Genomic DNA, 11,898 nt, shown 5'->3' with positions numbered 1-11,898 from the left:
AGCGGCCCTCCCGTAGTACGCGTCCCGGCAGAGCGCAGGGCAGCCACAGACGCCCGGCCGGATCCCGTGGGGGGAATCCGCACCGGGAAAAAGGGAAGCGCCCCGACCGTCGACCCGTGGGGGGATCGACGGCGGGGCGCTTTCCGCTTTGTGCCCCTGGGGGGCGCGGGGAACTGCGCGGCCAGCCGAAGCCGGCCCGCAGATACCCGAGAGGGTCAGCGACCCTCGACCGGGACGAAGTCCCGGAGAACCTCACCGGTGTAGATCTGGCGCGGACGGCCGATGCGCGAACCGGGCTCCTTGATCATCTCGTGCCACTGGGCGATCCAGCCCGGCAGCCGGCCGAGGGCGAACAGGACCGTGAACATCTCGGTCGGGAAGCCCATCGCGCGGTAGATGAGGCCCGTGTAGAAGTCCACGTTCGGGTAGAGCTTGCGCTCGACGAAGTAGTCGTCGGCCAGCGCGTGCTCCTCCAGCTTCAGCGCGATGTCGAGCAGCTCGTCGGACTTGCCGAGGGCCGAGAGGACGTCGTGCGCCGCCGCCTTGATGATCTTCGCCCGGGGGTCGAAGTTCTTGTAGACGCGGTGCCCGAAGCCCATGAGCTTCACGCCGTCTTCCTTGTTCTTCACCTTGCGGATGAAGGTGTCGACGTCGCCGCCGGAGGCCTGGATGCCTTCCAGCATCTCCAGGACCGACTGGTTGGCGCCGCCGTGCAGCGGGCCCCACAGGGCCGAGATGCCGGCCGAGATCGAGGCGAACATGTTCGCCTGCGAGGAACCGACCAGACGCACGGTGGACGTCGAACAGTTCTGCTCGTGGTCCGCGTGCAGGATCAGGAGCTTGTCGAGCGCGCTGACCACGACCGGGTCGAGCTCGTACTCGGCGGCGGGCACCGAGAAGGTCATGCGCAGGAAGTTCTCGACGTAGCCGAGGTCGTTGCGCGGGTAGACGACCGGGTGGCCCTGCGACTTCTTGTACGCGTAGGCCGCAATCGTCGGAAGCTTGGCGAGAAGGCGGATCGTCGAGAGGTCGCGCTGCTTCTCGTCGAAGGGGTTGTGGCTGTCCTGGTAGAACGTCGACAGCGCGCTGACCACGGACGACAGCATCGCCATCGGGTGGGCGTCGCGCGGGAAGCCGTCGTAGAACCGCTTGACGTCCTCGTGCAGCAGCGTGTGCTGCGTGATCTCGTTCTTGAACGTGGCCAGCTCGTCGACCTTCGGCAGTTCGCCGTTGATCAGGAGGTACGCCACCTCGGTGAAGGTGGAGCGCTCGGCCAGCTGCTCGATCGGGTAGCCGCGGTACCGGAGGATGCCCTGCTCACCGTCGAGATAGGTGATGGCGGATTTATAGGCGGCGGTGTTGCCGTAGCCGCTGTCCAGGGTCACCAGACCGGTCTGGGCGCGGAGCTTCCCGATGTCGAAGCCCTTGTCGCCGACGGTCGACTCGATCACCGGGTAGGTGTACTCGTCGTCGCCGTACCGCAGTACTACACCGTTGTTAGCGTTCTCGCTCACGTCATCCCTCACCGACGTTGTGCCTCTTCTTCGAGGTGCCCTGACTGTCTCTACCATCCCCCATTTGGCCCTGGAGAGTGCACTCGGGGTCGACCATTGGGCCTATTGGCGGCACTCAGTGCCGCCAACCTGCTCATCCTGCCCCCTTCGCCCCGGTTCCGGAAGTGCTGTGTGACGTTTCCGACTCGTTTGATCGATCAAATCAGCCGGGGCCTGCTCCGCGGCGCCCCGAGAGCCGGAAATCCAGGGCCGTACAGCGCCGGCCCGCGGAGACCGTGCGCACTGCCTGCCCCAGAGCCTTGCGCGAACCGACCAGGACCACCAGCTTCTTGGCGCGCGTCACGGCCGTGTAGAGCAGATTCCGCTGCAGCATCATCCATGCCCCGGTGGTGACCGGGATCACCACCGCCGGGTACTCGCTTCCCTGGGAGCGGTGGATCGTCACGGCATAGGCGTGCGCCAGCTCGTCCAGCTCGTCGAAGTCGTACGGGACTTCCTCGTCCTCGTCCGTGCGGACGGTGAGCCGCTGCTCGTCGGGGTCGAGGGCGGTGACGACGCCGACCGTGCCGTTGAAGACGCCGTTCTGCCCCTTCTCGTAGTTGTTGCGGATCTGGGTGACCTTGTCGCCGACGCGGAAGACCCGGCCGCCGAACCGCTTCTCGGGCAGGCCCGGCCTGGCGGGCGTGATGGCCTGCTGGAGCAGGCCGTTGAGGTTCCCCGCGCCCGCGGGGCCGCGGTGCATGGGCGCGAGGACCTGCACGTCACGGCGCGGGTCGAGGCCGAACTTCTGCGGGATGCGGCGCGCGGCGACGTCCACCGTCACGCGGCCCGCGTCCTCGGTCTCCTCCTCGACGAAGAGGAAGAAGTCCTTCAGGCCCTGGGTGAGGGGCGGGACACCGGAGTTGATGCGGTGGGCGTTGGTGACGACGCCGGACTCCTGGGCCTGCCGGAAGATGCGGGTGAGGCGGACGGCGGGGACCGGACTGTCGTCGCTGAGCAGGTCCCGCAGCACTTCTCCGGCGCCGACGCTGGGCAGCTGGTCCACATCGCCGACGAAGAGCAGGTGGGCGCCGGGCGGCACGGCCTTCACCAGCTTGTTGGCGAGCAGCAGGTCGAGCATCGAGGCCTCGTCGACGACGACCAGATCGGCGTCGAGCGGCCGCTCCTTGTCGTACGCCGCGTCACCGCCGGGCCGCAGTTCGAGCAGGCGGTGCACGGTGGAGGCCTCGGCTCCGGTGAGCTCGGCGAGGCGCTTGGCGGCGCGCCCCGTGGGGGCGGCGAGGACGACCTTGGCCTTCTTGGCGCGGGCCAGCTCGACGACGGAGCGGACCGTGAAGGACTTGCCGCAGCCGGGGCCGCCGGTCAGGACGGCGACCTTCTGGGTCAGCGCGAGCTTGACCGCCTCCTCCTGCTCGGGCGCGAGCTCGGCGCCGGTGCGGGCGGCGAGCCAGGCCAGCGCCTTGTCCCAGGCGACGTCCCGGAAGGCGGGCATGCGGTCGTCGCCGGTCCGCAGCAGGCGCAACAGCTGCCCCGCCAGGGAGAGTTCGGCGCGGTGGAAGGGAACGAGATAGACGGCGGTGACGTCCTCGCCGCCGTCCGGGCCCGGCACGCTCTCCCGTACGACGCCCTCCTCCTCGCCCGCGAGGGCGGCGAGGCAGTCGATGACGAGGCCCGTGTCGACCTGGAGCAGCTTCACCGCGTCGGCGATGAGGCGCTCCTCGGGGAGGTAGCAGTTGCCCTGGTCGGTGGATTGCGAAAGGGCGTACTGCAGGCCTGCTTTGACGCGCTCGGGGCTGTCGTGCGGGATGCCGACGGACTGGGCGATGCGGTCGGCGGTGAGGAAGCCGATGCCCCAGACGTCGGCGGCGAGGCGGTACGGCTCGTTCTTCACGACGGAGATGGAGGCGTCGGCGTACTTCTTGTAGATGCGCACGGCGATGGAGGTGGAGACGCCGACGCCCTGGAGGAAGACCATGACCTCCTTGATGGCCTTCTGCTCCTCCCACGCGGCGGCGATCATCTTGGTCCGCTTGGGGCCGAGCCCGGGCACTTCCACCAGGCGCTTCGGCTCGGTCTCGATGATGTCGAGGGTGTCCACGCCGAAGTGGGTGGTGATGCGGTCGGCCATCACGGGGCCGATGCCCTTGATGAGGCCGGAGCCGAGATAGCGGCGGATGCCCTGGATGGTGGCGGGCAGCACCGTCGTGTAGTTCTCGACGGTGAACTGCTTGCCGTACTGCGGGTGGGAGCCCCAGCGGCCCTGCATCCGCAGGCTCTCGCCGACCTGCGCGCCGAGCAGCGCGCCGACCACGGTGAGCAGGTCTCCGGCGCCGCGGCCGGTGTCGACGCGCGCGACCGTGTACCCGGTCTCCTCGTTCGCGTACGTGATGCGTTCGAGGACCCCCTCGAGCACCGCCGTCGCCGCAGCTGGACTCGCCATGATCCGACGCTACCGCCCGGCACCGACAACGCGTGCGGGTGTCCGGACCTTCGAAGGGGCCCGGTCCTGTGGACCGGGCCCCTTCGGGTTTCCCCTCCCCTGCCAAGACCTCGCGATCCCCCCGGATCCCCCGGATCCCCCCAGATCCTGGTTTCCCCCCAGAAGCCTTGACGCCCAGTACGACACGCGTGGTGGCCGAAGGGTTGCACGGTGTGGTGAATATTTTTTTGACCGTTTTCCAGATGCTGGCAAAGCGGGGCAGACGTAGCGTTTGACGCATGAGTGATGAACCTCGGTCCTTCGAGCAGGACGTGCTGAACGAGCTCGGCGACGACAGGCTCCACGAGATCGCCGGTCTGCTCGGCACGGACGCGTCCGGCGCCCAGGACGTCGTGGGCACCACGGTGTCCGCGCTCTCCGGCACCCTCCAGGACAAGGCGGCCGCGGACGACCCCGCGGAGGCCGAGGAGGTGCGTCGGGCCGTCGCCGAGGTCGGCGACGCGCCCGCGCCCGGCGACGCGCCCCTCCAAGGCGTCGCGGCCTTCGGCGGGTTGGGCGGACTGGCGGCCGGCGGGATGATGTCCGGCGTGCTCGCCAGGATGAGCAGGCCGGTGGCCAACGCGGTCGCCAAGAAGACCGGCATCCCCGCGCCGACGATCACGCGCGTGATCGAGATGCTCATCCCCGTGGTGCTCGCGGTGCTCTCCAAGCGGGCGGCGGGCACGAAGGCCTCCGGCGGGCCGGGCCCGAAGGGGTCCGCGTCCTCCGGCGGCCTCGGCGATCTGCTCGGTCAGATCCTGGGCGGCAGGAAGTAGCCGCCCGGGGGCTCTAGGCGTGCGCGCGGAAACGGTCCGCCGTCTCCCTCAGCACCTCGCCCCCGTCCCGCGCCCACAGGGCCTCGTTGAAGATCTCCACCTCGATCCGCCCGCGGTACCCGGCGGCGTCGACGCGTGCGCGCAGCGCCCTGAAGTCGACGCTGCCGTCACCCAGCTGGCCCCGGCCGAGCAGCACGCCCGCGGGCAACGGCGTGATCCAGTCCGCCAGTTGGAAGGCGTACAGGCGTCCGCCCGCGCCCGCCCGCGCGATCTGCTCGGGCGCCCGGTCGTCCCACCAGACGTGGTACGTGTCCACGACCACCCCGACCTGGTCCGCGGGGAAGCGTTCCGCGAGGTCGAGGGCCTGGCCGAGAGTGGAGACCACACAGCGGTCAGCGGCGAACATCGGGTGCAGCGGCTCGATGGCGAGGCGCACGCCCCGCTCCCGCGCGTACGGCCCGAGGACGGCGAGCGCGTCCGCGACGCGCTCGCGCGCGCCGGTCAGGTCCCTGCTGCCGGGCGGCAGGCCGCCGGAGACCAGGACCAGGGTGTCCGTGCCGAGGGCCGCCGCCTCGTCGACCGCCACGCGGTTGTCGTCGAGAGCACGCGCGCGTGCGGCCTTTTCGCCGTCCGTGAAGAAGCCGCCCCGGCACAGGCTCGTCACCGCGAGTCCGGCGTCGCGCATCAAACGGGCGGTGCGCTCGACCCCGTACTCCTGGACCGGGGCGCGCCACAGACCGACCGCACGGACGCCCTCCTTGGCGCAGCCCTCGGCGAGTTCGGGGAGCGACCACTGTTTGACGGTCTCCTGGTTGATGCTCAGGCGGGAGAGCGTCAGGGGTGGCTGAGGGCTCGGTGGGGGGCTGGGGGCGACGCTCATTGGGGGACTCCGTGGACGGTGAGCAGGGAGCGCATGCGGGCGGCCGCGAGGGCCGGGTCGGGGAACAGGCCGAGGCCGTCGGCCAGTTCGTAGGCACGGGCCAGGTGCGGCAGCGAGCGGGCGGACTGCAGTCCGCCGACCATGGTGAAGTGCGACTGGTGGCCCGCGAGCCAGGCGAGGAGGACGACGCCCGTCTTGTAGTAGCGGGTCGGGGGCTGGAAGAGGTGGCGGGACAACGCGACGGTGGGGTCGAGGAGTTCGCGGAACTTCCGTACGTCCCCGGTGTCCAGGGCCCGTACGGCCGTCGCGGCGAGCGGGCCCAGCGGGTCGAAGACGCCGAGCAGGGCGTGGCTGAAGCCCTGGTCGTCCCCCGCGATCAGCTCGGGGTAGTGGAAGTCGTCGCCGGTGTAGCAGCGCACGCCCCGGGGCAGGCGGCGGCGCAGGGCGATCTCGCGGCCGGCGTCCAGGAGCGAGACCTTGATGCCGTCGACCTTGCCGGGGTGGGCGGCGATGACCTGGAGGAAGGTGTCCGTGGGCGCGTCCAGGTCGGCCGAGCCCCAGTAGCCCTCGAGGGCGGGGTCGAACATCGGGCCGAGCCAGTGCAGGATCACCGGCTCGCGGGCCTGGCGCAGGAGGTGGCCGTACGTCTCCAGGTAGTCGTCCGGGGAGGCGGCCGCGGCGGCGAGGGCGCGGGACGCCATGAGGACCGCGCGGGCGCCCACCGACTCGACGAGGCCGAGCTGCTCCTCGTACGCGGCCCTGACCTGCGGAAGACCGGCGGGCAGGGTCAGTTGGTCGGTGCCGACGCCACAGGCGATCCGCCCGCCGGCCGCCGTCGCCTCGGCGGCCGACCTGCGGATGAGCTCGGCGGCTCCCGGCCAGTCGAGGCCCATGCCGCGCTGGGCGGTGTCCATGGCCTCGGCGACGCCCAGGCCGTGCGACCAGAGGTGGTGGCGGAAGGCGAGCGTGGCGTCCCAGTCGACGGCGGCGGGGCCGTCCGGGGTGACGTCCGCGCGGGGGTCGGCGACCACGTGGGCGGCGGCGAAGACGGTGCGGGAGGCGAGCGGCGGGCCGCCCGCCGTCGCGGGCAGGGGCTCGCCGCGGGGGGTGTACGCGCGCGTGGCGCCGTTCGCGGCAGGGAGCAGGACGCGGTCGTTCACAGCGCGATCTCCGGTACGTCGATGCGGCGGCCCTGTGCGGAGGACCGCAGGCCCAGCTCGGCGAGCTGCACGCCGCGCGCGCCCGCGAGGAGGTCCCAGCGGTAGGGCGCGTCGGCGTACACGTGCTTGAGGAAGAGCTCCCACTGCGCCTTGAAGCCGTTGTCGAACCCTTCGGGGCCCTGGTTGTCGGGGACCTCCTGCCACTGGTCGCGGAAGGAGTGGGCGGCGGGCAGGTCGGGGTTCCACACCGGCTTCGGGGTCGTGCTCCGGTGCTGGACGCGGCAGTCGCGCAGCCCCGCGACCGCCGAGCCCTCGACGCCGTCGACCTGGAACTCCACGAGCTCGTCGCGGTTGACGCGGACCGTCCAGGAGGAGTTGATCTGCGCGACGGTGCCGCCCTCCAGTTCGAAGATGCCGTACGCGGCGTCGTCGGCGGTGGCTTCGTAGGGCTCGCCGCGCTCGTCCCAGCGCCGCGGGACGTGGGTGGCGGTGAGGGCCTGGACGCTGCGTACGCGGCCGAAGAGTTCGTGCAGGACGTACTCCCAGTGCGGGAACATGTCGACGACGATGCCGCCGCCGTCCTCGGCGCGGTAGTTCCAGGAGGGGCGCTGGGCGGGCTGCCCGTCGCCCTCGAATACCCAGTAGCCGAACTCGCCGCGCACGGACAGGATCCGGCCGAAGAAGCCGCTGTCGATCAGCCGCTTGAGCTTGAGCAGACCCGGCAGAAAGAGCTTGTCCTGGACGACGCCGTGCTTGATGCCCGCTTCCTCGGCGAGGCGGGCGAGCCCCAGGGCGGCGTCGAGCCCGGTGGCGGTCGGCTTCTCCGTGTAGACGTGCTTGCCCGCGGCGATGGCCCGCTTGAGGGCGTCCTCGCGGGCGGAGGTGACCTGCGCGTCGAAGTAGATGTCGACGGCCGGGTCGGCGAGGACCGCGTCGAGGTCGGTCGAGAAGTGCTCCAGACCGTGCTGGGCGGCGAGTGCCCGCAGCGCGTGCTCCCTGCGGCCGACCAGCACGGGCTCGGGCCACAGCACGGTGCCGTCGCCCAGGTCGAGGCCGCCCTGCTCGCGGAGGGCGAGGATCGAACGGACCAGGTGCTGGCGGTGGCCCATGCGTCCGGTGACGCCGTTCATGGCGATGCGCACCGTCTTGCGTGTCACGAAAGTCCCTCCGTAGGGGCGTAGCAAGCGCTTTCTATCCTAGGGCAAGCTAGCCTGCCGGGCAGGGTTGGACAAGGGCTTCGGTCGAGGGCGTGGCGGAAGTCGACGAGACGGGTGACCGGAGGACGACGAGATGACTGTGACCCTGGCGGGCGGGGCGGCATGACGGTGACCCTGGCGGACGTGGCGGCCCGCGCGCAGGTCTCCCCCGCCACCGTCTCGCGCGTGCTCAACGGCAACTACCCCGTCGCCGCCGCCACGCGCGAACGCGTCCTGCGCGCCGTGGACGACCTCGACTACGTCCTCAACGGCCCCGCGAGCGCGCTCGCCGCGGCCACCTCCGACCTGGTCGGCATCCTCGTCAACGACATCGCCGACCCGTTCTTCGGGATCATGGCCGGGGCCGTGCAGTCCGAGATCGGCGGGCCCGGGGGGCGGGCGGGCGGCGAGCGGCTGGCGGTCGTCTGCAACACCGGCGGCTCCCCCGAGCGCGAGCTCACCTACCTCACGCTCCTGCAGCGCCAGCGCGCCGCCGCGGTCGTCCTCACCGGCGGCGCCGTCGAGGACCCCGACCACGCGGCCGCCATCGCGGGCAAGCTGCGGCGGCTCGCGGAGGCGGGCTCACGGGTGGTGCTCTGCGGCCGGCCGCCGTCGCCGGAGACCGAGGCGGTGGCGCTCACCTTCGACAACCGGGGCGGCGGGCAGCAGCTGACGGAACACCTGCTGAGCCTCGGCCACCGGCGCGTCGGCTACATCGCGGGCCCCGAGGAGCGCACGACCACCCGGCACCGCCTGGAGGGCCACCGCGCCGCCCTCGCCGCGCGCGGCGTCCCGGACGACCCCGCGCTGACGGTCCACGGCCCCTACGACCGCCGCTCCGGCTACGACGCCACGGACGAACTCCTGCGCCGCGCCCCCGACCTGACGGCCGTCGTCGCCGCCAACGACACGGTGGCACTCGGCGCGTGCGCGGCCCTGCGCGACAAGGGCCTGCGCATCCCCGACGACGTCTCGGTGGCGGGCTTCGACGACCTCCCGTTCAGCATCGACGCGGTCCCCGCGCTGACGACGGTGCGTCTCCCTCTCCACGAGGCGGGAGCGCGAGCGGGCCGCATCGCCATGGGCAAGGAGAAGCCGCCGCCGGGTGGGGTGGCGACGGTGCATGGGGAGCTGATGGTGCGGGGGTCTACGGCGGGGCCGCGGTAGGGGCCGGGGGCCCGGGGGCGGTGGTACGGGGCGCTCGGGGCGGTAGTCAGGGGCGCTCGGGGGCGGTGGTCCGGGGCGCTCGGGGGCTGTGGTCCGGGGCGCTCGGGGGCTGTGGTCCGGGGCGCTCGGAGGCTGTGGTCCGGGGCGCTCGGCGTGGTTTCTGGTGGGGGCGTTGGCGCGGGCGGGCGGTGCGGTCCCTGGTGGGGGCCCGTTGGCGATCGGCGCAGGCAGGGCGGACCCCGCTGGGGCCCTTGCCGGTTGGCGGTCTCGACGTCGGCCCTCACAGTTTCGGTCCTCACGCCCTCAGCGTCACGTCCCCGGCGGCACGCCCTCGGCTCTCACGCCCTCCGCGTCGCGCCGTCGGCGGCACGCCCTCGGACCTCACGTAACGCCCCCCGCTCACGCACCAACCGCCCCAACACCCCCACCCCCTCCTCGATCTCCGTCGTCGTGCTGGCCGCGTAGCCCAGGACCAGGCCCGGGGGGTGCGGGAGTTGGGTGTGCCAGGTCAGGGGGTGGGTCTTGATGCCGTGGTGCAGGGCGGTGGTCGCGAGGGCCGTGTCGCCGCCCTCGGGGGCGTACGCGTCGAGGGTGATCATCAGGTGCAGGCCCGCCGCCGCCCCGTGCACCACCGCTCCCGGCAGGTGCCTCCTCAGCGCCGCGATCATCGCGTCCCTGCGCCTGCAGTGATGCTTGCGGACGAGGCGCAGGTGGCGTTCGAGGGCGCCGGAGTCCATGAGGTGGGCGAGGACGAGTTGGGGCAGGGCCGCGCTGCCGAGGTCGGTGAGGCGTTTGGCGTCCACGAGGGCGTCGCGGTGGGCGGGCGGGGCGAGCAGCCAGCCGAGGCGCAGGGCGGGGGCGAGGAGTTTCGAGACGCTGCCCGCGTAGCAGACGTGGTCGGGGAGCAGGGACCGCAGCGCGGGTACGGCGGGGCGGTCGTAACGGTGTTCGGCGTCGTAGTCGTCCTCGATGATCAGGCCACCGCCGCGGGCCCAGTCCATCAGTTCGCGGCGCCGCTCGCCGCCGAGCACGACACCCGTGGGGAACTGGTGGGCGGGCGTGAGCAGGACGGCCGGGGCCCCGCCCGCACGCAGCGCGTCGACGCGGATGCCGTGGGCGTCGACCGGTACGGGCGGGGTGCCGAGCGGGCGCAGGTGCTGCCGTACGCCGAGCGAACCCGGATCCTCGACCGCCACCTGTGCGATCCCTTCGGCGCGCAGGACGTCGACGAGCAGCCGCAGCGCCTGGGCCGTGCCGTTCACGATCATCACGTCGTCCGGGTCGGCGAGGACCCCCCGGTTGCGCGAGAGCCAGCGCGCGACGGCGCCCCGCAGGGCGGGGGTGCCGCGTGGATCCCCGTAGCCGAAGTCCGGCGGCGTGAGCCCGTCGAGCACGGCGCGTTCGGCCCGCAGCCAGGCCGCGCGCGGGAAGGCGGAGAGGTCGGGCAGACCGGGCGAGAGGTCGATGCGGGCGGGCGCGGCCCGGATGGCGTCGAAGACGCCGAGGCCGGGAGGGGCGGTGAAGAAGTCGTCGTCGTGGTGGGGCGGGGTGCGGGGGGCGTTGGGGCGGGGGACGTTGCGGCGGGGGGTACGGGCTTCTCCCGCGCCATCACCCCTCCCCCGCACGGGAGTTGACGCCCCTCGCTCCCCTGCGTCCCCGCCCGCCCTCACCCCCGCCTCCGGCACGGCCACCACCACCGTCCCGCCCCTCCCCCGCCCCACCACGTGCCCGTCCTCGGTCAGGCGCCGGTACGCCTCCGTGACGACGCCTCGGGAGACGTGCAGGTCGGCTGCGAGGGTGCGGGTGGCGGGGAGTCTCGTGCCGGTCGCGAGGCGGCCGTCCGACAGCGCGGTCCTGATCTGTGCCGTCAGCCAGTCGGAGAGGCCGCCCGAGGGAGCCTCCCCGGGGTCGAGCTGGAGGAAGTCCGAGGTGGCGTCCGTGGAGTTCGTGGTGTCCGCGGAGTCCGCGGAGTCCGCGGTGCTCGTGGCGTCCACCGTTCTCGTGGCGTCCACCGTGCTCGGAGTTATGGACCGGTCGGCAGGAGATCCAATGGACCTGTTCATGGAGCCATTGTGGCGCCAGGGTCGGGTCATGGAATTCTTTCTCACCTCCCTCGTCGTCTGCGTGACGCCCGGCACCGGCGTCCTGTTCACGATCGCGGCCGGCCTCTCGCGCGGCACCCGCGCCGCGGTGACCGCGGCCGTCGGCTGCACGCTGGGCGTCGTCCCGCACATGGCCGCCGCGGTCACCGGCCTCGCGGCGCTCCTGAACACCAGCGCCGTGGCCTTCCAGACGCTCAAGTACCTGGGCGTGGCCTACCTGCTGTACATGGCGTGGAGCACCTGGCGGGACCGGAGCGAGCTCACCGCGGAGCGCGAGAGCGAGCCGCGTCCGGCGGGCCGCACGATCCTGACGGGCGTGCTGATCAACATCCTCAACCCCAAGCTGACACTGTTCTTCTTCGCGTTCCTGCCGCAGTTCGTGAGCGCCGACGAGCCGCACTCCTTCCTGCGCATGACGGAGCTCAGCGCGTACTTCATGCTGATCACGTTCGTGGTCTTCGTGACGTACGGGAGGTTCGCGGCGGCGATGCGCAGTCACGTGCTCGCGCGGCCCGCCGTCGTGGCGTGGATGCGGCGCGGCTTCGCCGCGGCGTTCGCCGCGCTCGGCGCGCGACTGGCCTTCCTCTAGGCGGCCCGGCGCGGCGGCGGGGTTGACCGGCCCCG

9 protein-coding genes are annotated in these 11,898 nt (G+C 72.2%); 3 read left to right on the top strand and 6 right to left on the bottom strand.

Annotated features, from left to right (window positions below; translation table 11 throughout):
• Positions 1-215: 215 nt before the first annotated feature.
• A complete protein-coding gene (locus ACZ69I_RS01005) occupies positions 216-1,514 on the bottom strand; it encodes a citrate synthase (protein ID WP_470829900.1) in 1,299 nt (432 codons plus the stop codon).
• Positions 1,515-1,716: 202 nt separating this feature from the next.
• Positions 1,717-3,954 (bottom strand): SF1B family DNA helicase RecD2, encoded by a 2,238-nt coding sequence (gene recD2, locus ACZ69I_RS01000; protein WP_470829898.1) that lies wholly within the window; start codon positions 3,952-3,954, stop codon positions 1,717-1,719.
• 278 nt (positions 3,955-4,232) lie between these two features.
• Between recD2 and ACZ69I_RS00995 the strand changes: the two genes are divergently transcribed.
• Positions 4,233-4,769, top strand: coding sequence for a DUF937 domain-containing protein (locus ACZ69I_RS00995; protein ID WP_470829896.1), 537 nt, complete (start codon positions 4,233-4,235; stop codon positions 4,767-4,769).
• Between the two features lie 13 nt (positions 4,770-4,782).
• Here ACZ69I_RS00995 and ACZ69I_RS00990 read toward each other — a convergent pair whose 3' ends face one another.
• The 3 genes from ACZ69I_RS00990 to ACZ69I_RS00980 are packed head-to-tail and all read right to left on the bottom strand — an operon-like array spanning position 4,783 to position 7,966.
• Complete coding sequence (locus ACZ69I_RS00990; RefSeq protein WP_470829895.1) at positions 4,783-5,649, bottom strand: sugar phosphate isomerase/epimerase family protein; 867 nt, start codon at positions 5,647-5,649, stop codon at positions 4,783-4,785.
• A complete protein-coding gene (locus ACZ69I_RS00985) occupies positions 5,646-6,809 on the bottom strand; it encodes a dihydrodipicolinate synthase family protein (protein ID WP_470829893.1) in 1,164 nt (387 codons plus the stop codon). Before ACZ69I_RS00985 ends, ACZ69I_RS00990 begins: the two co-directional genes overlap by 4 nt.
• A complete protein-coding gene (locus tag ACZ69I_RS00980; RefSeq protein ID WP_467669424.1) occupies positions 6,806-7,966 on the bottom strand; it encodes a Gfo/Idh/MocA family protein in 1,161 nt (386 codons plus the stop codon). The genes ACZ69I_RS00985 and ACZ69I_RS00980 overlap by 4 nt, the downstream gene beginning before the upstream one ends.
• A 162-nt stretch (positions 7,967-8,128) precedes the next feature.
• On the opposite strand from ACZ69I_RS00980, the gene ACZ69I_RS00975 reads away from it, so the two are divergent.
• Entirely contained in the window at positions 8,129-9,172 is a 1,044-nt protein-coding gene (locus ACZ69I_RS00975) for a LacI family DNA-binding transcriptional regulator (RefSeq protein ID WP_467669426.1), read from the top strand.
• Between the two features lie 338 nt (positions 9,173-9,510).
• On the opposite strand, the gene pdxR is transcribed toward ACZ69I_RS00975, so the two are convergent.
• Positions 9,511-11,235, bottom strand: coding sequence for a MocR-like pyridoxine biosynthesis transcription factor PdxR (gene pdxR / locus ACZ69I_RS00970; RefSeq protein ID WP_470829891.1), 1,725 nt, complete (start codon positions 11,233-11,235; stop codon positions 9,511-9,513).
• 28 nt (positions 11,236-11,263) lie between these two features.
• Here pdxR and ACZ69I_RS00965 point away from each other — a divergent pair, with 28 nt between their 5' ends.
• The gene (locus ACZ69I_RS00965; protein ID WP_470829890.1) at positions 11,264-11,863 is read left to right on the top strand and encodes a LysE family translocator; all 600 of its coding nucleotides are present in this window, start codon (positions 11,264-11,266) and stop codon (positions 11,861-11,863) included.
• Positions 11,864-11,898: the final 35 nt, after the last annotated feature.

The sequence above is a fragment of the Streptomyces sp. NPDC036815 genome (assembly GCF_055609205.1).
The sequence above is the reverse complement of the archived record's forward strand: the minus strand, read 5'-3'. Positions and strand labels throughout refer to the sequence as shown.